Origin of the sequence: Methylocella sp. (assembly GCA_037200525.1) — a bacterium.
Taxonomy (GTDB): domain Bacteria; phylum Pseudomonadota; class Alphaproteobacteria; order Rhizobiales; family Beijerinckiaceae; genus Methylocapsa.
The window spans coordinates 3,676,066-3,698,816 of sequence record JBBCGG010000001.1; the positions used below are offsets into that span (position 1 = coordinate 3,676,066).

General features: G+C 60.1%; 12 protein-coding genes. 2 read left to right on the plus strand and 10 right to left on the minus strand.

The genetic code is table 11. From position 1 onward, the window contains the following. Positions 1–138: 138 nt before the first annotated feature. The 9 genes from WDN46_18135 to WDN46_18175 all read right to left on the minus strand — a co-directional run bounded on the left by WDN46_18135 (position 139) and on the right by WDN46_18175 (position 12,592). Positions 139–789 (minus strand): ABC transporter ATP-binding protein, encoded by a 651-nt coding sequence (locus WDN46_18135; GenBank protein ID MEJ0095246.1) that lies wholly within the window; start codon positions 787–789, stop codon positions 139–141. Positions 790–796: 7 nt separating this feature from the next. Beyond that, positions 797–2,101, minus strand: coding sequence for a hypothetical protein (locus tag WDN46_18140; GenBank protein ID MEJ0095247.1), 1,305 nt, complete (start codon positions 2,099–2,101; stop codon positions 797–799). Positions 2,102–2,131: 30 nt separating this feature from the next. Next, complete coding sequence (locus WDN46_18145) at positions 2,132–4,351, minus strand: glycosyltransferase (GenBank protein ID MEJ0095248.1); 2,220 nt, start codon at positions 4,349–4,351, stop codon at positions 2,132–2,134. After that, positions 4,348–5,289 (minus strand): NAD-dependent epimerase/dehydratase family protein, encoded by a 942-nt coding sequence (locus tag WDN46_18150; protein ID MEJ0095249.1) that lies wholly within the window; start codon positions 5,287–5,289, stop codon positions 4,348–4,350. The genes WDN46_18145 and WDN46_18150 overlap by 4 nt, the downstream gene beginning before the upstream one ends. Beyond that, positions 5,290–6,819, minus strand: a complete 1,530-nt coding sequence (locus WDN46_18155; GenBank protein ID MEJ0095250.1) for a glycosyltransferase family 4 protein — start codon at positions 6,817–6,819, stop codon at positions 5,290–5,292. A gap of 101 nt (positions 6,820–6,920) precedes the next feature. Next, positions 6,921–8,909, minus strand: a complete 1,989-nt coding sequence (locus WDN46_18160) for a glycosyltransferase family 2 protein (GenBank protein ID MEJ0095251.1) — start codon at positions 8,907–8,909, stop codon at positions 6,921–6,923. Beyond that, complete coding sequence (locus WDN46_18165; GenBank protein MEJ0095252.1) at positions 8,906–9,964, minus strand: hypothetical protein; 1,059 nt, start codon at positions 9,962–9,964, stop codon at positions 8,906–8,908. Before WDN46_18165 ends, WDN46_18160 begins: the two co-directional genes overlap by 4 nt. A gap of 41 nt (positions 9,965–10,005) precedes the next feature. Then, positions 10,006–11,256 (minus strand): hypothetical protein, encoded by a 1,251-nt coding sequence (locus WDN46_18170; GenBank protein MEJ0095253.1) that lies wholly within the window; start codon positions 11,254–11,256, stop codon positions 10,006–10,008. A gap of 37 nt (positions 11,257–11,293) precedes the next feature. Beyond that, complete coding sequence (locus tag WDN46_18175) at positions 11,294–12,592, minus strand: hypothetical protein (protein ID MEJ0095254.1); 1,299 nt, start codon at positions 12,590–12,592, stop codon at positions 11,294–11,296. Positions 12,593–13,076: 484 nt separating this feature from the next. Here WDN46_18175 and WDN46_18180 point away from each other — a divergent pair, with 484 nt between their 5' ends. Continuing rightward, positions 13,077–20,540 (plus strand): SDR family NAD(P)-dependent oxidoreductase, encoded by a 7,464-nt coding sequence (locus tag WDN46_18180; GenBank protein ID MEJ0095255.1) that lies wholly within the window; start codon positions 13,077–13,079, stop codon positions 20,538–20,540. 43 nt (positions 20,541–20,583) lie between these two features. Continuing rightward, positions 20,584–21,876 (plus strand): glycosyltransferase family 1 protein, encoded by a 1,293-nt coding sequence (locus WDN46_18185; protein ID MEJ0095256.1) that lies wholly within the window; start codon positions 20,584–20,586, stop codon positions 21,874–21,876. Here the strand turns inward: WDN46_18185 and WDN46_18190 are convergent. Beyond that, a complete protein-coding gene (locus WDN46_18190) occupies positions 21,806–22,486 on the minus strand; it encodes a CDP-alcohol phosphatidyltransferase family protein (GenBank protein MEJ0095257.1) in 681 nt (226 codons plus the stop codon). The two genes, WDN46_18185 and WDN46_18190, sit on opposite strands and share 71 nt — an antisense overlap. Between the last annotated feature and the right edge of the window lie 265 nt (positions 22,487–22,751).

A 22,751-nucleotide genomic window follows, 5' to 3' on the forward strand; every position in this document is an offset into this window, starting at 1 on the left:
GTTGATGTTGTCCTCAACTTTTACCGCACTGGGTTCCCCGGCTCGCTAGAATGCCCCGCTGCAGAAGTTGAACGACGGCGGCAGTACCGAGTATCGCGAGCCCTTTTTTACACGTGAAGTTATGTTACCATCAATGCCCTAGTTAACTTTTCGGTAAAATTCGACTGCGTCGTCGATGTCGCCAAAAGCGACAAGCTTGCCCCGGTGCAACACCAGGCCGCGATCACAATAAGCTTTGACTGTTCCAATGTCGTGCGACACCATAATCATGGTGCTACGCCCCCGCTTTTCGTCAAAAGCCCGTCTGGCTCGCAAAGCGAAGCGCGCGTCTCCGACGGCGGTAATTTCATCGACGAGATAACACTGAAAATCAATCGCCATCGAGAGGCCGAAGGCAAGGCGCGCGCCCATACCGGACGAATAGGTGCTGACGGGCATGTCGAAATAATTACCGAGTTCGGCGAAATAATCAACGAAATCGATGACGCGCCTCGTGTCCGCGCCATAGATCCGGCTAACGAATTTGACGTTCTCGCGACCAGTCATAAACGGGTGAAATCCCCCGCCGAAGCCGAGCGGCCAGGAAATCGTTAGATCGCGCCGAATTTTTCCCGTGTTCGGCAGCTCGGTGCCCGCAATGAGGCGCAGCAAAGTGGACTTTCCCGCTCCATTGGGTCCGAATATCCCATATGAATATCTCGTGTCGAACGTGTAGGTTACGTTATCGAGAACAACCTTGCGATGGTTCTCTGTCTTGTAAATTTTCGTTACGCCATCAAGCCGGATCATCTTCGCCTCATGTCGCGAACTTGCGCTGCGCCGCGCGCCAGACAGCCATTCCGAGGAAATAGAGGAGCGCCGCGCCGGCGACGCTGAGGAGGCTGAACAGCAACCTATTCGGAGAGGTTGGATCCCTTGGCAGAACGGGTTGGACGAAGGTAGCGAGATAGACCTTTTTGCTTTCGGCGTTGATCCGGGCCCGCTCAAGGGCGGCAGCGGCTAGCGTATATTGCTTTTCGGCGATCTGCTGCTCAAGTTCTAGTTCGTCGAAGCGGGTGATCTTGCCCGAGATTGCGCCAGATTGCGTCCCGTCTTGCGACGTCACCTGTTGTTCGAGCGCGGCGATCTGCTCGCCGATCACCTCGACGCGGGTGCGCATGATCTGAACCTGGGGCGCATCATCGCTGACGTCGCCGCGCCGGGCGGCGGTTAGGTCCTGCTCAAGGTGAATTTTCTCAAGACGCAGTTCCGAAATCAATTTGCTGATTCCCTCTGCCGTCCTGCGAGGATCGAGCGTTGCCTGCTCGTTGCGAAGGTCGCGCTGAGCGATGCGCGCGGCGCCGAGGCGAGCTTCCGCATGTTCAAGCTCTGCCTCGGTCTCGGTGACCGCGTCTTTGCGTGCGCGCATCGAGAGTTCGTTCACAAGGCGTTCGCTTAGATCAACCGTGGCATTAATGACCTTAAGCGCATCCTCGGGCGAAAAAGCGCTGACCTTCAGCGTCACAATTCCTGACGGCGATTCGACCGAGAGTTTGATGCGCCCGGCCCAATATTTGACGAAGTCCTCGATCGAATCGTCAGCGTCGAAGCGGGAAAGCTTGTCGATGCTGTCTCGCGAATAGATGCCTCGAAGGTCGATGCTTCGCTCAAGCTCCTCGACCATGGCTTGGCTTTTCACATAGTTAACAACGATGAGCGAATCCTGCACCTGTGTGAATGAGGCAAGGCCGGTCAGAGCCGAGATTGCGTCCGTGGGAGGGCGTTCGCCGCCCCTGACCGCAAAACGCGCCTCGGACGTATATTGGCTCGAGGCGATGAGCGTGAAATAAACGACCGATAAAACCGCCGGCGTCACAAATAAGAGCAGAAACCCGATGAGCCCGCTGTGCGAGCGCCGCACCTGACTAAAAGTATAGTAGCCGATCCGGGCGCCAACGCTCCAAGCCGGCCGCGCGATCTTCTTGCCTTTGGCGGTGCGCAAGGATCGCGCCGAGCGGCGCCATTCTTCCGAGGCTCCCGCCGCCCTTTGCAGCGCAGCGGCATGCGCCTTGGCCAGCGCGCCCGACTTGATCTCGGCGGCGTCAGATCCTGCAGCGCTCACTCAGCCTCGCTCCATGCTCTCAACTTGGCCTCATCGGCGTCTCGCGACGACGATATCCTGAAAATCATGAATCGCCCCTTCGACATAGGAGCTGATATCAAACCATTTTGTCCAAACGGCGTCGATCCATCGCCGATTGACGAAGGTCACGCCGTAATCATAGCCGGAAGAGGTGAGGTGGCCGGCCTGTCGGGTGAAGTGAAACCCTGAGCCGTCGGCAAGGGCGGCTGCGGCGCCCTGGAGCGCAGCCGGTGGGATGCCGAGAAGATCAAAGACGATCGGCTCTGACGCCGCGCGCTGCAGCGCTCTTTCCCCGTGAACCGTGAGCATCAAAACGGCTCCTGGCCGGGTGACGCGATGCAACTCCTCCAAATAGAAATAATGGTCCTTTTCGTTCATATGCGTGAAAACCGAGATGCTGACGACAGCATCAAACCGAGCATCCGCGCAGGGAAGAGATTGCCGCGGCACCGTTCGCAAGGCGTTGACCCATGGCAGATTGCCCCGCGCCCATTCGACCATGCGGGCATCGACGTCGACCCCCACGTAGACGCCGCGATAACCTTTAAAGAGCCGGGCGACGCGCCCGACGCCCACCCCAAAATCGAGCCAGGAGCGATATGAATTCAATGGCTGCGGGCTCGCCGCCGCCAAAGCGCGCACAATGTCCGTGCCGTGCCGGCCGAAATCCTCGGGCCGATGCAACCCCGAGGTTTCCTGCATCAGCGCAAGCGGTGGAAACGGCGCAATATGCGTCCGCTCAGCTTCAGTGAGGTACATAACGGCCTCATTGTGCATGAGCCACGGCTCAAGAGGGCCTTCGATGCCGAGCTGCGCAGCATCCAGACCGCTTTGATCGGCCTCCTTGCCCATCGCGCGCGCAATCTCAGCGTCCTGCGCCTCAAGACTGATCAAACCATGCGCGCCATACATCGCGAGAAGATCGAGCGCCATGTCGGCCGGCATGCGATCGTAGGACGTCGCCGCGCTCATGGAGCTTGCAATGCTCGGATCATCCGCAACCTTTTGTAAAACGGCTGTCAGGCTTGTGGCTTCTCCACGCAAAAAGTGGAAGCCGTTGACGCCATCCTCGACGAATTCCGTCATCCCCAGCACGTCTGAGATGATGACCGGAGTGTGAGTGGCGAGCGCTTGCAGCAGAATAAGCGGGCTGTTCTCGTACCAGGTGGATGGAATGACGAGATAGTCCAAATCCGCGAAAGCTCGCGCGAGTTCGGCCCGAGGCAAGGTGCCCGCAAACGTGACGGGAAGTCCCTCCGCCTTTTGTCGCAACAGCGCATAATAGGCTGGATCTTGGTCTGACGGCCCCCACACCGTGAGAGAAAGATTAGCGCGCTTGCTGTCGCACAATGCGTCGAGCAGAAGATGCGCCCCTTTATGCGGAAACAATTGGCCGATGAAACCAAGCCTTACGCCATCGCCATTTTTGCGCGACGGTTTTGCGCTGCGGTCAATGTCAATTCCGAAGTGGCTGATGTGCATGCGGCTTGGAAAGCCATTGCTTTCATAAGCGCGCTTCAAGAACAGGGTCGGAGCAATCGCTTCGGAATAGACGCCCATCGCCCGGCGCAGAATGTCCGGCCTGACGACGATATCATTCGGTTCGAAACCACCGATGCTGAAAGGACTCTCTTCCCGCCGCCCTAACTTGGCGAGTTGCTTTGAGACGGCAGGCCGTAGCCGCGGATCGCCTCCGAGCTTGGCCAGCGGCTTGGCGTCCGTGCGGCCGCCGACGAGTTTCAGGAAACAAGCGATGCAATTGGCCCGCATCTCGTCCGGCCCTTCGCAAAGCGCTCCTTCTGCGTTTTCCAAGCGGTTGTTGTAACAGAACCCAAAAAAATCGGTCAACGTTGCGAAGACTGGAATCCCCATGACCCGCGCGACATCAAGCAGCGCGGTGGTGTGGCTGATGAGGTGGCAGACGTGAATGACATCCGGTTGCAGTTTGCGCAGTAGACGCTCATGCAAATGGCGCAGCGCCGGTTGCTCGAAGGTGTCGCGCACGCTGCGGTTCGGAAACATATTTTTGTCGATCGAGATGACGCGAACGCCTTCGTAAACATAGTCTTCGATAAGGCTCTTTTGCGTTGGTTCGCCAGCGAGCGTCGCCGAAACCACAATGGGCTCCTGTCCCAAAGCGATCAATTCCTTGGCGAGGGCTAGAACATAGGCCTCCGTGCCATAGAAATGGTTTGGGAAGAAGCAATGGACGTAAAGCGCGATCTTCATGGCGTCATCTTAGCGAGGCTCGCCATCGTTTTAAGCACGCCCTCTTCGAAAGGCTCCTGCGTCGACCATCCGATCTCGCGCCGCGCTCGCGACGGGTCGAGCACTGAAACCGGCGCGTCGAAGGACCGCGCGGCCCTGCGCTCGACAACCAGGGGTCTTTGCAAAAGCTTTTGCAGAACAGCGATAATCTCGTTCAAGGAGCGCCCTTCCCCGCTACCGATGTTGAGCGCGCGAGATGAGGTTTCCGTGCGGCCCGCGCGCGTCAGAGCATCCACCGCATCGTCGATATAGACATAATCGCGAACATTGCCGCCGTCGCCGAAGATGACGATGGGAACGCCGGCAAGCGCGCTTCTTGAGAAATGCGTGATGGCGCCAAACAACCGCGTAGCATCCTGCCCCGGCCCAAACAGATTTCCAATCCTGAGCGAGACGGCGCGGATTGCATCCGAGGCCGCGAAAAAATCGAGATAGGCTTCAACAGTGCGCTTGGAAACGCCATAGGCGGACAGGGGGTTAAGCGGGTGGTCCTCCGAGGCGGGAGTTTGAATCAATCGGCCATAGATAGCGCCGCCCGAAGACGCGAAGACGAAGCGCGGTCGCGTTCCTTGCTCGATGTTCTCCAGCAAGCGCAAGGAGCCGACGATGTTGACCCGCGCATCCTCCGACGGCGTCAGACTGGCGTCGGCGGGGATCGTCGACCAGCTCAAGTGATAGATCGTATCGACGCCCGCTAGAATTTCCTTTAAGGGCGCGGCGGAATCGACGAGATCGACCTGGCGCCACAAGAGTCGCGGGTGCGGCGCAAAGGGACAAGCCTTGCGGCCGACCGCGACCACAGTATCGCCCGACGCCAGGAGAGCTGGAACCAGCGCTCGCCCGAGAAAGCCGCTGGCGCCGGTAACGAGAGTTCTGCCCGTCATCATCGCAGCATTCATTTACAACGGAAAATTTATGGCGTCGGGAAGCCCCCGCAGCACATCGATATCTTGCGGCGCAAGGTCCCGGTAGAGATTGGAATAAGCGACCGCCATTTGCTCGACGGAAAAACGCTCCAGCGCGATGACGCGATTACGTTCGCCCAATGCCGCGATCCGATCGCGGTCATCCAGAAGATCGACGATGATATTCGCCGTTTCATCGAGCGATTCGCCCAAAGTCTCAACGCCGCCCAGAATCTCCGGCACGGCGCCGATCCGATAGCCCGCGACCGCCCTTCCGGCGCACATCGCAAAGGGAATCACTTGGCCAAAACTTTCCTGCCTCACTGGTGCGACAAAAGTTTTAAACCGCGCCAGCTGCGCGGGCAAATCCTCGTAAGGGACAAAACCAGTAAATTCGAAATGCGACAGCAAGCCTTCTTGTTCGACGCGCGCCCGGAAATGCGCGAACAATGATCCATCGCCAATGATGATCGCACGGGTCTTCGGCCGCCTTTTGACGATAGCGATAAAAAGCTCGACCGCGTCCGCATTCAGCTTATCGTTTTCCAGCCGATAGATCATGCCGATTGCGTCGAAGGCGTCAGGATCTTCCACCATCGGCGGCGCGAAACGGTCGAGGTCAACGCCAGGGTGGATGACCTCAGCCGGAACGCTTGAGCCAAAACGATCAAGCACGCTCTGCGATACGAAGACATTGCGCGCGATGGTGACATCCGCAAAGGGCGCCACGGGCGTATTGACGTTCTGCACAATCGGGCATCCAAATTCGGCGGCGATCTCAAAAACCACCCTATACCAGGGCTCGTCCACATCGCCCCAATAATGCACATGCACAATATGAGGCCGAAAGCGGGTGAAAATGCTGCGCACAAGATGACGCGAGGCCGGCTGCGGCGCAACCTTGATCGTCATGCCTTGGTGCGAACCATGGGGAGGCAATGACGACGTGATCACCTCCATGTCGATGCGGTGCCCAAGATAATCCAGAAGATCGACAATGAGCTGCGTCGAGCCTCCAACCCAGACATTGGCGATCGCGTGTAAAATCCTCGGTCGCCGCGCGAGGGCGAGCCTTTGGCGCGGCCGGACGCTGTAGAGCGCAGGGTGAAATAGGCCGAATGAGCGTCGTAAATGTCCGGCCAACGCGGTAAAGTCGAGCCGGCGCGTCCAGATCTTCCGCGCGGGGTCGAACGTCAACCGCTCGCTGCGAAACCGCGCGTCATTAATGCGGCGGAGCGTCGTGCGCCAATGCAGGATCAAGCCTGCGAAATTGAGCGCCAGTTGAAAGATGCGGAAGATCAAGCGGAAGCCCGACCGAAGCAAAGAGCCCGCTTGAACAAAAGGCCGCAGTCGCGCCAGCCGCGCTTCGATGTCGGCCAGGTGATCCTGCACCATGAGCAGTTCGCGTTTCAGCGCCAAACGCTCGTCGCCCGCAGTCTCATCCGCTCTGGAGACGATCGGCTCATCGGTAGCCGCTTGCGCCGGCGTTTCCTTTGCCTTGCCTCTCACGGCGAGTTGGGCCACTCATTCCTCCGCGCCGCCACTAGGTTGATCACAGGCAATTGCCGAGAGGCAATTTGGTCAGATACCGCTTTTGCGCGAATCGCGCAACAAACCGCCTTCGCTCAGGCCAGCATGAGAGAAAGGCTGAACAGCGAGAGACCCGGATGGTGGAACGGGTCATCCCGCAAGCGATGACCCCAACGGCGCCTGAAGTATGCGCGCTCCTCGGCATGGGCCTCAAGTCGCCGGAATGTGGCTTTTCCGCGGCTCGCCGACTCGAAATGGACGATCCGCGCGAAAGGCGTCCAAAGAGTTTGAAACTCCAATTCTTCAAGCCGCAGACAAAGATCGATATCGTTGAACTCAATCGGCAGATGAACAGCGTCGAAGCCGCCGGCGGCGTCGAATTTGGCGCGTTCCACGGCAAGACAAGCGCCCGTCACCGCCGATGCTTCATGAATGACCCCGTTGCGGCCAAGCCAACCGAGTTGGTTGGCCTCGGCGCCAGCGTCGCAATGGCCTGCGGCTTCGCCAAGGCCAAGAACAATTCCCGCGTGTTGAATGCGCCCATCCCGATGGAGCAGTTTACAGCCAACCGCCCCCACCTTGGGGTCGAGGGCCAAGGGAGCCAATTTGTCGATCCAATCGCGGTCGATGATTTCGACGTCATTGTTGAGGAAAATAAGGACCTCGCCTCGCGCGTGAGCGGCGCCAAGATTGCAAAGATGCGAAAAGTTGAACGGCCCCGGCGCGCGCAGCAATTTTACGCGCGAATCGCCCGTCAGGGATTGAAGCACCGCAAGAGCCCGCGCGTCGGTGGTCCCATTGTCGACAATGACGAGATCAAACGCCGAATAGGACGTTTTCTCCAAAAGGCTCGTAACGCTTTTGCGCAGCAACTCCGCCCGATCGCGCGTTGGCATGACGATCGTGACGCTTGGCCTCTTTACTGTGCGGGGCGGCGGATCGACTGCAATGGATGGCGCAGGCGTCGCCCGGATCAGAAAGCGCGGAATATGCAGCACGTCCCGGCGTTCCATATCGCGCAGAATTTCCCTGGCAAAGACGCGTTCATCCAGCGTCTTGGCGTCGATCCGGCTCCGCGCATGCGAAAGACGGGTCAGCATCAGTCGCCCGACATAGGGTCTTGCCGCCTGCAGACGCGGGCTCCAATCCGGTTTGAAAATTGGCGTCGCGCCATTGTCCTCATCGCAATAGATGACGCGCGCCTCGGGCGCCCTGTGGCTGCTCTCCACAAAACAGGCAAGCGCGTGGGGCGCTAGGCGGTCGCCAAACGCGATGAAGGTCATGAGGTCTTCATCAGCGCCCTCAAGCGGGCTGCTCTTCAAGCGGCTCACGCGCGGATCTTTGCCGATCCAACTCGCGCCATTGTCCACGCCGCCAAAAACGCATAGCGTCCAGCGCGGAAAAATCTGGGCTCGCAGCGAGTCGATAGTCGCTTCGATGTCTTCCGCAGAAACGCCGTCGGCAAGGCGGGCGATAAGCCTTACGGTCGGGGCCTTGGACCAGTCGCAGCGCGGCCGTTCGGCTCCCTCGAGATCTGGAGCTACGGAAAGCCGGTTGCGATGGTCGGGCCAATCACTCATTGGCGCGTGCTGCGTCGCCCAGCAAAAATTCTCCCTCGCTTCATTTTGCCAGCCCAAAGCCCAGGTGCCGAGCGCGCTGAAAAATCGCGAGCGATCTCCTTTCAGACCCCTGCGAAATAGATCCGAGATGGACAGGACTTCGATCGCCTCGATGACGAAGTTGAACGGCCCGGCTTCCGCGACGGGCGAAATCCATACCTCGCTTGCGTCCTTTGGAACGACGCCGATCCATTCCGCGCGTCCGAGCACGGGACCAGGCAGAATATGCCGGCCGATCTCCTGAGCGCCGCGACGGTAGCTGATCAACGGCCGGGTCGGGCGGTCATAGAGCCCAAGCCGGTAGCGCATTTTGAACCAGCGGCCCGGCGCAAAAAGCGAAATCGGCGCGATCGAAAGCCACGGGCGTTCGCTCAAGGCGACATAGTCGGGCCCATTGCCTTCGACGTCACAGACGCCGATCAGGCCGACGATGGAAGTTGGCGCGCTGGCGCCAGCCGCCGTCAAGCGCTCGCCGTCGCTGGCGTCGGCGCAAGGACGCGCGCGGCCTCCGCATAAACTTCAAGGTCCTGTTCAATCAAGGCGCGGGCGGCGCCCATGTCGCGCAGCATATCTGCAAAACTGATCACCGTTTTACTTGCGCCGAGCGCAGCCGAGGGAAGCCGATCCGGCAGGTCCAGAACGGCGGCGAGGAGGTTCAAAAACGAATCGGCGTCGTCGCGCAGCCCCACAGCATCCATTTCTGCAAGGGAATCGAGCGCGGCGGCGCTTGCCGGCGTCGGCGGCGGGTCAAACGCATTGGGCGCTGCCAGTTGATAGACTAGCGGATTGTAAAGCAGCGCGCGCAATTCATCAGGCGGATGCGCCAGCAAAGCCTCAAGCGCGGCTTCATTGCTAAGATCAACGTCGCGAACCGCTCCTGTGCATGTCTGCAAAACCGGCATTAACGCGCTTGCGCTCGAACTCGCCTCCGGCGATGAGGCCCACTTCAGGATCAGCAGCCGTTCCGACATTTCCTCGAACGGATCGCGCAGAAGAATGCCTATTTTAAAGTCGCGATCTCGCAGCAGCGGCTCCCAAACCCTCCAGAAAATACGGCCCGACGCAAAGATCGAGTTCGTGAAAGGTATGGCGAAGACTGACCGCGTCGTCTCCTCGGGCAACAGCTCAAGCGATTTGTAGGACATCTGAAAACGGCCGATCAGCTCCTCATCGAGGCTGAAGGAGCGGAACAATTGCGTTTCGAGGCGCAACAGCTTGTGTTCGATGAGTTTGGCGTCCTGACGGCGCCGATAGATCAAAACATTGTTGTCGGCGTCGATGATTTCCAAATTTGTCGCCGCCGTCAGTCCCGGGCAGTTCGATTCGTCCACGACGAAGCCGCAAATGCCGGTATTGTGAAGGCCTTGCTCCTTCAGCAATGGACGATAGACAAAGGCCTCCACGACGACGTGATTCTCAGGGCTGAGATGAACGATCACGCGCGGCGTTGTCGCTGGATTGTCCGGCATCAGCCAGCCGATAATCCGCGCGCCGACATCCTCGTCGATACTGAATAACATCGCATCCCCGACTTTATTGAGCGGCCCCAGCGCAAAGGCGTCTAGCCGATATTTCGATGATCCCGAACGCCGGCGATCACCAGCATCATGACGCTCCACAACGCGAAGGCGCACATGCCGGCGAATGCAACCAAGCGGACGCGGCGCGGATATTCAGCAATTTCCGGCTTTTTCGGCTCGACGAACACCGCGATATAGACATGCTGTCGCTCCGCCTCCTCTCGCGCGCGTTCGTAGGCGGCCTGCGCCACACCGAGGAGACGCTCCGAAAATCGACGTTCAAGCTCCTGCTTTTCAAACTGGGCAATGGATCGCGCGGCCGTTTTGGCGTCTCCCTCACGGCTTGTCAGAGCCGCCGTCAGGGAGACGATCTCTGATTCGAGCCCCTGAATCTGACCGGCAATAACCTTTTGCTGAGGCGCGTCCGGCGACAGCACCTTGAGATTGACGTCGCGCTGACGCTCCAAGGAAAGCTTCTCGCGCACCACGCCCAATAAAGTGCTGGCGGCGGCGTCGATCGTGCTTTTCGGATCGACCATTCCCTCCTGATTTCGTACGTCTCGCAAAGAGGTAAGCGCTGCCGAATAACGCAGGCTGGCGCGCTCCAATTCTTCTTCGGCGTCATATAGGGCGTCGCGACGCGCCCGTGCGGCGACATTATCGACCATTGTTTCGGCGGCGCGCGCGACGGCTTGCGCCAAGGTCAGCGCGTCGTCAGGCGTAAAGGCGAATACGCGGACGAGCACAAGTCCCGAGACGCGATCGACGTTGATGGTGATCATCGATTGCCAATAGTCCCAGAGCTCATCTTCGCTCCCCGCTGTGTCAAAACGAGACAACCAGTCGGCTTGATGGCGAGAAAACGCCGCCCGCAGCCATCCCTCGTAATCGAGTTCGCGGACCACATTGCGGCTTCGCAAATAACTCGCCACCATATAGGGCAACACTCCAGCGTCATGCGCGCCGGCGTCGCGCGCTCCGGCACCGCGCGTCAACAGCGAAGCAGTGTCGTCCTCGCCGACAAGCGCGGCCGCCGATCTGACGCTGAAGCGGAATTCCGCAGCATATTTGTCCGCAGCTATCAATCCATAATAAATCCCGGCCAGCGCGATGGGCAGAAGCACGCAGAGCGCGAAAGATATCTGGTGCCACCGCCATGAGCCGAACTGGTCGATCGGCACCGAGACGCGGCGCAGATCTTCCCGCAAGACGAAATGGTCAAGCGCGGGCTCGCCCGTCGTGTCGGCGGGAACGCGTACGGCGGAATGGGTCTTGAGATCCGCTTCGCTCATGAAAATGCCGCGTCAGCCGCGCCCGTCGCCCCGCGCCTCATCTTCCATGATCGCGCACGTTGCTAAGCGTCAGCGTCAGGACCGACCAGACGCACAGCGCGCCGAAGGAGATTATCAAAATCATATGGCCCCGGCGAGGAAACAGCGAGCGCTGCGGCATCGTCGGGTCTTGGATGGAAACGAGATAAACATGATGGCGGTTAGCGTCCGCCCGAGCATTGTCGCGCAACCGCTCCGCAAGCGCAGCTCTTTTCTCGGCGAGATCCTTTTGGACGTCCAGCCGATCATATTCGACAAGCGCCGCGGAAACAGTGGACGCCTCGAGATTTGTGCTCGTGATCTTAGCTTCCAGCGCCGCGATCTGATTGACCAGCTTCTGCCGATCCCCCTCCAATATCCTGATTTGCAAGGAGCCGGCCCTCAGCGAACTGCGGGCGCTCGCTAATTTCACCTCGATCTCGATAAGATCATGCCGCAACTCTGTGATGGTGCCGTTCAAGGATTTCGCCGAGCCGAGCGGATCGATCGACATCCGCGTGTTTCTGAATTGTTCGAGGCTGGCGCGCTGGGCGCCGACATGATCTCTGGCGATGGTCACCTCGGTCTCTGCGCGATCGATCATGTCGCGCCTCATCCGATCCAACAGCCGATTTACGACAATATCGCAGCGGGCGCGAATGGCGGCGGCGAGCCGCACCGAATCAGGGCGCGCAAATGTTCTGACCCGGACGGTCAGAATGCCGGAAGCCACTTCCACGGAGGCGTCGATCGCATTGCGCCAGTAGCGCAAGAGCTCCTCGGCCGAGTCCGAAGGATTGAACCGCGCCAGGAAATCAGCCTTGGGCGTGCTGAAAATGGCGCGCAAATCGATCTCTTTCGAAAGATCGTCGACCATCGATTGACTATTGATATAGTCAGCGATGATAAAAAGATCCTGATTGGCGTTGAGGGCGGCCAGGGTTCCAAGACCCGACGCCGCCAGGGTGTCGCTGCCCGGAAGCAATTCGGTTGCGCCGCGGACGGCAAAGCGCATTTCGGAAATAAACTGATCGGGCGCCAAAAATTTAAAGTAGATGAAGCTCGCCAAGGCGGGGACGAGCACGAGGATAATAAAGCTGCGCCAGAACCAGGGCGAGCGCTCATCCTGATCGAGCGCGTCCGTCGCCCGGTCGGCAGCGCGCGGAGTGATTCGCCGCCCAAGGCTCGCGGCTCTCACGGCGACGCCATTCAATTGCGTGATCGACTGCCGAATCCCCGCGCGGATATCGAGCGCGCTGGCGCCGTAGCGCAGTCCCAGCAGCTTTTGGCCGGCGTCATGCCGCGTTTCGCGCATCATATTTTGCTATCGCCTCGCGAGCGGATGCCGATGGAAACATGGATCAATCGCAGAGGTAGGCGATGTTCCGAAATTTTGCGGACTGAACCCAATGTCGCTTTCCCGTTCAAGCCTCAAAAGATCGGATTAAGGCGCTTCTGGCAAGCCGGCAGCTTATTACGGCGGCGACGACGGATTTTCGACGCCATGGGATCAACGCTTCAGCCAACCAGAGCATTTATCACGGACTATCGTCATCCGCTCGACAATCGCTCGGCTTTTCCTTGCCACAATTATTGTATAACCGAGTGAATAAATATTTCGTCATCCGCCCAATTAAGCATCGCGATAAGGCAAGAATTTGTCGCTTCTTTGCCCTTGACGCTGGCTGAACCGCTAGGGCAAAAGGGTTTATTACAGATTTGTATGTTACCAACCTAACCTTGTGTTTTTCTTAAGAGTCGTCCTCGATCCGGAAGCGTCTTTTTGAGGTCTGGCAGCATTTATGACAAAATCTGAGGGCGTTCGATTAAGCCCGGCGACGTCGGAAATCGCGATTATCGGCCGAGCCTGCAGACTGCCTGGAGCTGATTCGGCCAAGGAACTTTGGGATCTGCTGGCTGCGGGCAAATGCACGGTCTCTCGCATCCCGTCTGATCGATGGTCATTGGAGCGTCTTGGTCATCCGCGGCCCAAAGAGCGCGGGCGCAGCTATTCCTGGGCCGCCGGCGTTCTTGACGACGCCTTTGGCTTTGACCCAGCCGTTTTCGGCATTTCGCCGCGCGAAGCCGAGCAGATGGACCCGCAGCAGCGGCTGTTGCTGGAGCTTACTTTCGAGGCGATGGAAGATGCCGGACTGGCGCCTTCATCGTTCGCCGGCAGCCAGACGGGCGTTTTCATCGGCGGATCATCGCTCGATTACGGCAATCTCCGCCTTCATGATCCAGCGGCCGCCGACGCCTATTTCGCTACCGGCAATACGCTGGCCGTTCTATCCAATCGCATTTCCTATGTGTTCGACCTCCACGGCCCGAGCTTCACCATCGATACGGCCTGCTCGTCATCGCTGGTGGCGTTGGACGCCGCCGTCGCCGCGATCCAAAGCGGACGCATCGACACCGCCATCGTCGGCGGCGCCAATACCTTGGTCAGCCCTTTTGGGTTCATCAGTTTCTCGCAAGCCACAATGCTGTCGCCGACGGGACTGTGCCAAGCTTTTTCCGCCAAAGCCGACGGCTATGTGCGCGCCGAAGGCGGCGTCGTCCTTGTCCTCCGCGCGCTCAATCGCGCACAGGCGAACGCCGATCGCATCCACGCCTCGATCGTGGCTTCGGGCGTGAATTCCGACGGGCGGACAAGCGGCATCTCCCTGCCCTCGAAAGCGCATCAGATCGCTTTGCTGGAACGCGTCTATGGGAACAGCGGCGTTGACCCGAACGACGTCGCCTTCGTCGAGGCGCATGGCACAGGAACGCGCGTCGGCGACCCGGCGGAGGCCGGCGCCATCGGCGAAGTTCTCGGCCAGCGTCGCAGTCTGCCTCTGCCGATTGGCTCGATCAAGACGAACATCGGCCATACTGAGCCCGCGTCCGGTCTCGCCGGCGCGATGAAAGCCATGCTCGCGCTCGAGCATGACGAATTTCCCCGCACGCTCCACTGCGACGAGCTCAATCCTGATATCGCCTTCGACGATCTCAATCTTTCGGTCTGCGCCGACCCCGCCGCTTTGCCCCGAGACGGAAGAATTCGCTATGTGGGCGTCAGCTCATTTGGATTCGGCGGCACCAATGCGCATGTGATTCTCGCCGACCCGCCATCAACGAAGAGACGGGAACCTTCGAGAGGCGCTTCGCGTGCGCCGCAGTTTCTGATGCTCTCCGCGCAGAGTCAGGATGCCCTTGCCGATCTCGCGCGGCGCTATTCCAGCCGGTTGGCTGGCCTTGACCCAGAACCGTTCCAGCGCGTCGCGGCCGCGACCGGACGCCGGCGCGAGCGCCATTCCGAACGGCTGGTTATCCCGCTCACAACGCAGAAAGCTGCGATCGAGGCGCTGGACAAGGCTGCAGACAAAATCGTCGACCCATCGGACGCTCTCGTCGGAACGGCGATCGAAAGAACGGGACCGGTGGCCTTCGTCTTTTCCGGCAATGGCAGCCAATGGCCGGGTATGGGCCAACGCGCTTATGAGGCGAATGCGGTTTTCCGCAATCGTTTCGATGCGATCGACGCGATTTTTAGCAAGCTCGCTGGCTGGTCGCTCGCCAAGATCATGTTTGATCACGACATTGCAGCGCTTCTCCACAAAACGAGCATCGCTCAGCCCCTGGTCTTCGCTATCCAGGCGGCGACCGCCCGTTGCCTGATCAAGCTTGGACTTGCTCCATCGATGGTGCTTGGACACAGCATGGGCGAGGTTGCGGCGGCGGAGACTGCGGGCGTCCTCGACCTTGAGAGCGCCGTTCGGGTCATTTATTTCCGCAGCCATCACCAGGAACTTGTGCGCGACGCAGGCGGCCTCGCCGTCGTCTTTGGGGCGAGAGAAATAACCGAAGCGCTGGTCGCGGACATACCGGGCCTCGCCATCGCAGCGCATAATTCGCCGCGAAATTTTACGGTCTCCGGGCCCGATTCCGCCCTCGATCAACTATCCAAAGCCGCCCGCACTCACAAGGCGCGCATTCGACGCCTCGATCTCGCCTATCCTTTCCATAACCATCTCATGGCCCCGGTAGAGGGACCGCTATGCGCCGATCTCGCCGGGCTTCGTCCAAAGCGGGCCGAGATCTCGTTCATATCCACGGTAGACGCCGAGGTGCTCTCAGGCGCCGAACTCGACGCGCATTATTGGTGGCGCAATGTTCGCGAGCCGGTGCATTTCATGGAAGGCGTCAAGATGGCCGCCCTCCGCGGCGCGTGCGTTTTCGTCAAAATCGGACCCGGCGGAACGCTTGTCGCTGACATCAAGGAAACGGCCGATAGCATAGGCGCCGCCATCGCCGCCTTTTCCGTCCATCACCAAAAACCAGTCAGCGGGGATCCCTTCCTGCGCGCCGTCGGCGAGGCGCTGGCGTCCGGCGCGGAAGTCGATGCGGGAATAGCTTTCGGCGACGATCCAGGCCCGGTCGAGAACCTGCCGGCCTACCCCTGGCAGCGCAAGAATTACCGCGTAGGCGAATCGAGCGAGACGACCGGCTTGCTCACCCCCCGCGCGTGGCACCCGCTGATTGGCGCGCGCGTCGCCGCCGATGCGCTGGAGTGGCAAGCGCAGGTCGATCCATTTTTGACGCCCGCCCTCGGCGATCATCGCATCGATGGTCAAGTTCTTCTGCCGGGTGCGGCTTTCGCGGAAATGGCGTTAGCGGTCGCGCGCGATTGGCTCGGCGCGCAACAAGCCGCGATCAGCGATCTCGAAATTCTCCAGCCGATGATTTTCCCGGCCAATGCATCGCGCGAGATTTTGTGCCGGGCGACCCCGATGACGGGCACAATTGAAATCATGAGCCGCCCGCGTCTCAGCAACACGCCCTATGTGCTGCACGCCAAAGCGAAACTCATTCAAAAGCAAGGGCAATTGGCGCCAGCGCCGGCCGTCCCGCAATCCTATGGAAAGACCGTCAGCGGGGCTGATCTTTATGCGCGAGCCCTTCAATCAGGGCTTCAGTTCGGTCCGGCGTTTCGGCAGGTTGCAGCGGCCGAACTCGTCGGCGAGACGACGATTGTCGTCGATCTTGCGACGGCAGAGGCCGATGCGCGTTACGGTCTCGATCCCGCCCGCCTCGATTCTTGCTTTCACGGCCTGATTCTGCTTTTCGCAGGCCAGTCCAGGGCTAGCCGGACGGCCGCCTATCTGCCAGTCTATTTCGGCGAGATCAGGCTGGAGCAACCTGGCGCCGCCATCGCGCAGGCTCGGATCGACATTAAACGCTGCGACGAACGAGCCATAATCGCCGATTTTACGCTGGTCGACGCCAAGGGCGCCCTCATCGCGCGGCTGCAAGGGGCCCGATATCAGGCCATGCGCGCCCACGCCATGGGCGATCTCTCGAGCCATTCGGTCGCGCAATCTTTCACGCTCGCCGACGAGCCAACCGCAACCCCGCGCGATCTTCCATTGACTCCGAAGCTCCTGGCGAGCGCCGCGACCCAAGAGATGGCGAGCGGAGCCGAACGGTCCTTGCCCGCCGACCTGATTTTGATCGAGGGATGGGCGACCGCAGCCGCCTATCGTCTCGCCTCTGCGCTTGCGGTCGACGATCGAGTGGACCTCGATCAGTTGATCGCGTCGGGACGTTTCCCCGCCGCGCATGGAGCCTGGCTGACCAATTTGCTCGCAGCCCTGGAGCAGAGCGGCCTTGCTCGATCCGACGGCGAAGCTTTTGTTCTTTCGGGCGACCCGGATCTTCCCGATCCCAATGAAATTCTGCAAAGCTTCGCCGCCGATTACCCGAGGCGATCAGCCGAACTTCTGCTCGCCGCGCGCACCGGCGCCGTCATGGAAGCCTTGGCGCGAGGCGAGACCGAGATCGCCTCGATGAGCGAATCGGCGATCGAATCTTTCGAAGTTGGATCGCTGACCGTCGTTGCGGCCGCCGATCTTCTCGCCGAGCTTTTTTACAGATTGTCGGACCAGTGGCCGGTGGACCGCGCGCTGCGAATTCTTCAGATCGGTCATGGGCCTTTGTCCTCGCACGCCGTTGGATTGGCGGCGCGGCACGGGGCGCGGCTGACTATCTTCGAGCCCGATCAACGTCGTCTCGAGCGCGCCCGTTTGGCATTTGCGCGCGAGGCTCGGATCGCCTTCGCCGACAATCTCGATGCGATCGCAAATGGCGGTTTTGATCTGGTTATCGCCGCCGACGCCTTGCATCGCATCGCATCGGGCGCGGCTCCCCTGGCGCGGATCGCGGAGACGATAGCGCCCGACGGTCTGATCGCTGCGATCGAGCCCGAGTTCTCGTTGTTTCGCGATCTTGTTTTTGGTCTGCGCGAGAGCGGGTCGACAGGCTCTGAACTGCGCCGCGGCTCCGTCGTTTCGCTATCCGACCGGTCCGCCCAGCTTCAATCGGCAGGCCTGCGCGCGCTCGTCGCCGAGCCTATAATGACCGGTGCGGGACCGGCGCTTCTGCTCGCCGGTCAAAAACCGGCGATGGCGCGACGGCGCTCTGGACCTTCCAAAGCGCTTATAGTCAGCGGCAAAGACTCGCAAACGTTGGAGACCGCCGGCGCGCTTGCCGGCCGACTCGAAGCCTTTGGCGTCGACTGCGCCGTTACCGAGGCGAGCGCGCTTGACCAGAGGATTTCCACAGACGCGATAATTTTTCTTGCAGGCGCCGCAAGACCTGGAGAAACCTCGGTCGATCATCTCGCCTCGCTTTGTCTCGCGCTCAAAAACTGCGCCGAACGCCTAGGCAAGCACAGGGCGCAATTCTGGATCGTGAGCGCCGGCTTATTGCGAGGCGGCGCGAAAGAGGTCGATCCGGTCGAGACAGGCTTCCGCTCTTTCACGCGCAGCTTCGCCAATGAATTTCAGGCTCACGACGTCCGCCGCATCGATCTTGCGCCGGGGTTGCCCGCTCCGATCAAGGCGGAGCGCTTGGCCGACGTCATTCTTTCGGGCACGACGGAGACCGACATCATTGTCGATAGCCGCACGACGCGAGTGATGCGTCTGCATGCGCATGACAATGCTCATATGCCGATGCATTGGTCGCCCGCCGCGGCGAGCCGCCTCGAAAAAGGCGATGGAAGCGGCCTCGATCGCATCCGCTGGATACCCATCGACCGTCGTCCTCCGGGACCGGGCGAGGTAGAGATCGCCGTCGCGGCGAGCGGCCTCAACTTCCGCGACGTGATGTGGGGCCTTTCCGTTCTGCCCGACGAGATGCTTGAGGAAGGTTTTGCGGGTCCGACCCTTGGTCTTGAATGCGCCGGCCATGTCGTCGCGGTCGGGCGAGGCGTCGAACGTCTCAAGGCCGGCGACGCCGTCGTAGCCTTCGCCGGCGGCGCCTTCGCCAGCCATGTCACCGTCCAAGCCAGTCTGGCCTCGCCGATCCCCGCGGGCCTGTCGCTACAAGCCGCGACCACCATCCCCGTCGCCTTCCTCACCGCCTATTACGCTCTGATGACGTGCGCGCGCCTCGAGCCCGGCGAGTGGGTCCTCATCCACGGCGGAGCCGGCGGCGTTGGTTTGGCGGCCTTGCAGATCGCGCGCTGGCGCGGCGCCCGGGTGATCGCGACCGCCGGGTCCGTCGAAAAGCGTAATCTCGTCGAGGCGCTCGGAGCCGAATATGTGTTTGACGGACGTTCCGGCAATTTTGTCGACGAAGTGCGCCGCGTGACGGGCAAAGGCGTCGCGGTCGTGCTCAATAGCCTTTCCGGCGAGGCGATGGAGCGCAGCATCGGGTTGCTCGAGCCGTTTGGCCGCTTTGTCGAACTCGGCAAGCGCGACTATTTATCCAATACCCACATTGGGTTGCGGCCCTTCCGCAAAAACCTCGCCTATTTCGGCGTCGATCTTGATCATCTCATCCTTGCTCAATCGGACAAAGCGCATGAGCTTTTCCGGCAAGTGATGCAGCTTTTTGCGGAAGGTGAATTTTCGCCGTTGCCCTATCGCAGTTTTCCGGCGCGCGAATTCATCGATGCGATGCGGCTGATGCAGCAGTCGGGACATATCGGCAAGATCGTCATTACGCCGCCTGAGGAAGGTGAAATCCGGATTCCGCCGCACAACCAATTCAAGGTTGCGCCGGATAAAACGCATCTGATCACCGGCGGCTTTAGCGGTTTTGGCTTGGCGACCGCGCGCTGGCTTGTCGCGCGCGGCGCGCGTCACCTCGCGCTGGTAGGACGCAGCGGCGCGGCGAGCGCCGAGGCGGTCCAAGCTCTCGACGATTTTAAAGCCGCGGGCGTCAATGTTCACGCCGCATCGCTCGACGTCGCCGATGGCGGCGCGGTCAAGGCGCTTTTTCAAACGATTGGCCGCACAAACGCTCCTCTCGGCGGCGTGATCCATGCTGCGATGGTGTTGGATGATGCAGTGATCGCCAACCTCGACGCCGAGCGGTTGAAAAATGTGTTGCTGCCGAAAGTCGCCGGCGCCGAGCATCTGGATCGCCTTAGCCGCGATTTGCAGCTCGACTATTTTGTCTTGTTCTCCTCCGCGACCACGATGATTGGCAATCCAGGCCAGGGCGCCTACGTCGCCGCCAACGGCTTTCTCGAAGGGTTGGCGCGGCAACGAAGAGCGGCGGGCAAGCCGGCGCTCGCGGTGGCCTGGGGCGGGATTGATGACGTTGGTCTCTTGGCGCGCAACCGTTCGCTCAAAGATGCTCTGGCCAGCCGGGTCGGGGTCAAGAATATGAGCGCTCTTCATGCGCTGAACCTCATGGGCGAGGCTTTATCTCGTCCCGGCGGAAGCCCCGAGGAAGCTGTGCTGGTCATCGCCGAGATGAACTGGACCACAGCGCGGGAACATCTGCCGCTGCTTCAGTCGCCGACCTACGCCGAGCTCATTCGCGAGGGGGCCGCTGCGGAAGCCGACAAGCGCGAAAAGATCGAGATCAGCGCGCTGATTGCGACGCGCGCGCCGGAAGACGTGCGTAAAGTCATCGTCAACGTGATCGCCGAGGAGATCGCGCGCATCTTGCGTCTGCCGGTCGAGAATCTGAGCCGCAGCAAGCCGCTTTCCGAAATCGGCCTCGATTCCCTAATGGCGGTCGAATTGGGAATCAGCCTTGAGGAGCGCCTGACGCTTGAGGCGCCGCTCTCGACCTCGGCGAGCGGCTTCAACGTCGGGGAGCTGGCCGACCATATTCTCGGCCTCAGCGCCAACGCGACAAACGAGGAGGCCTCCGTTGCGCAAAATCTCGCGGAGCGCCATCTCGGCAAAGGCGTCGCCGCGACCATGGCGACCCTGACCGCCGTTGTCGAAGAGAAGAGCCGCGATCTGACGCAGATTCTGCGGTAAATCAAGGCTAAAGCCGTTTTCTCGGTCCGCGTTCCAGGCCCCCATGGTTCTCCCCGTCGCCTATGACATTACGAGACTGGCGACGCGGGTCTTGAACCGGACGCCGAATGGCATCGACCGAATCGACTTCGCTTTTGCGCGCCATTTTCTCGACTCCGCGCCGCGCGAAAAATCGGCGATCATGATCACGCTGCAAGGGCAGCGCGTGATCGCGGAGATGGCGGCGCGGGATGTCGTGGATGGAATTTCCATCCATTGGGGCGAAGATGAAAAACCAGATTTCGATGAAAGTTACCGTCGGATTGTCGCCTGGATCAGCGGCGGAGCAACGGAGTTCGAGGGCCTGCAGCGCCTGGAGCGGGGACGCTCGGGACAGGCGGCCGGCCTCGCGCGATGGATTCGGCGGCATGGATTTCCGATAGGACGCTCGCCGGTCGCCGCATTGCCCAAGGGAGCGCGATACCTCAACGTCAGTCAGTTTCCGCTCTGGATGCCGAGTTATTTTCGTTGGCTAAAGCAGCGGCCCGACGTCAAAGGCGTGTTCTTCATTCACGACCTTTTGCCGATCGAAAACCCGGAGTATTTTCGCAAGGCCGAGTATGAGCGGCATTTGCGCCGCCTCGCCAATGTCGCAGAGTTCGGCGCGGCGGCGATCGTGACGACGAAAGTGGTCGAAGATGCCTTGAGGCGACATTTGACGCCGCTTGGCCGCGCCGACATGCCGATCCTGGTTGCGCCGATTCCCGTAGCGCCGATTTTCGCGCAGCGCAGCCCGGTTGATGCGGGCTTGGTCGACCGCCCCTATTTCATAGTCTGCGGCACTATCGAGCCGCGCAAAAATCATCTCATGCTTCTTCACGTCTGGCGCGAACTGGTGCGCCGCGACGGTGCCTTAGCGCCAAAGCTGATCTTGATCGGCAGCCGGGGATGGGAAAACGAGAATGTCGTCGACCTGCTCGAACGATGCGGGGCGATCAAAAACCATGTCATTGAGGTCTCGGGTCTTTCGACGCCGAGTCTGAAGGCGCTGCTCGACGGAGCGCGCGCCCTGCTCATGCCCTCCTTTGCAGAAGGATATGGCCTGCCCGTCGCCGAGGCCTTGGCTGCGCATGTGCCGGTGATAGCTTCGGATATTCCGGTTTTCCGCGAGAGCGGCGGCGACCGGATTGTCGCCGTGAGCCCGATCGACGGGGAGAAATGGCTGGAAACGATCCGGGCTTTCACGCCGGCGAATTCGCCCGAGCGCCTTCAAGTCATGGCGAAAATCAAATTAAGCCATGCGCCGACTTGGGAGAGCTATTTTGCTGCGATCGAGGCGTTTCTTGAAAGCTTATAGGCGCAAATCGAGCCGGCGCTTCGACTGCCTGATGCTCCTCGCGACGTAATCTATGCGCGATTTTCACTGTATTGATGACGAATAAGGAAACAAAGATCAGTCCAACAAGACAAAAAACCAGATCATAGGCCGAAAAATTCTGACCAAAGATCGAGATCTTTGACGGGCCCGACATGAACATCCAGAAATTAATGAGAATGAGGCCAACGCGCAGCTCGGTTGGCCCAAGCGCCAGAAACGACAACTGAAAACTGCCGGACACGTGATTGTACAAAAACACGTACATGCAAAGCATGAAATAGCCGATGAGAACAAACAGCGCCACATCGAGACGCATATAGGCGGAAAATCCCAAGCCTACCAAGATCAGCAGATTGCAGAGCGCATCGACCGAGTGATCCAGGAAATAACCGTAGCGCGGTCGCTCGGCGCGACGGAAACGAGCGAGACTTCCATCAAGCGAGTCGCCAAACCAATGGACCAGGAAGCCGAACGTCGCCAACCAAAAAAAAACCGGATCGAACCGGCTTCCTACGTAACCCGCCAGAACGATCGCGGCGCCCAGCACTCCGATCGCCGTCAGTCGATCAGGGGTCACCGCGCGCGGCATTCGCGTGCAGAGCCAGTTGAGAATAGCGCGCTCGCCGCGCGCTAGAATATTTGTTTGGACGCGAATTGTCGCTTGCGTCTTAACTCTTGATACGGTCTCGTGCCCGAAACTGATGGATTGCGTCAAAGCCCCGCCCCCGAACAACGCCAGATTATATTAGTCGCAGCAAAACCCCTCGCGACCAACCATCAAAATCCACGTAAAAAGAAATAATCCGACACTGTGTCAAAAAAGCGCCATGTCCATTGCACTCGCCATAATTTTT

Bases quoted from the DNA above. Each gene is read 5' to 3' on its own strand.
- WDN46_18175 (MEJ0095254.1), bottom strand. From the start codon at position 12,592: ATGATGCGCGAAACGCGGCATGACGCCGGCCAAAAGCTGCTGGGACTG.
- WDN46_18190 (MEJ0095257.1), bottom strand. From the start codon at position 22,486: ATGCCGCGCGCGGTGACCCCTGATCGACTGACGGCGATCGGAGTGCTG.
- WDN46_18165 (MEJ0095252.1), bottom strand. From the start codon at position 9,964: ATGTTATTCAGTATCGACGAGGATGTCGGCGCGCGGATTATCGGCTGG.
- WDN46_18185 (MEJ0095256.1), top strand. From the start codon at position 20,584: ATGGTTCTCCCCGTCGCCTATGACATTACGAGACTGGCGACGCGGGTC.
- WDN46_18145 (MEJ0095248.1), bottom strand. From the start codon at position 4,351: ATGAAGATCGCGCTTTACGTCCATTGCTTCTTCCCAAACCATTTCTAT.
- WDN46_18135 (MEJ0095246.1), bottom strand. From the start codon at position 789: ATGATCCGGCTTGATGGCGTAACGAAAATTTACAAGACAGAGAACCAT.
- WDN46_18150 (MEJ0095249.1), bottom strand. From the start codon at position 5,289: ATGAATGCTGCGATGATGACGGGCAGAACTCTCGTTACCGGCGCCAGC.
- WDN46_18180 (MEJ0095255.1), top strand. From the start codon at position 13,077: ATGACAAAATCTGAGGGCGTTCGATTAAGCCCGGCGACGTCGGAAATC.
- WDN46_18170 (MEJ0095253.1), bottom strand. From the start codon at position 11,256: ATGAGCGAAGCGGATCTCAAGACCCATTCCGCCGTACGCGTTCCCGCC.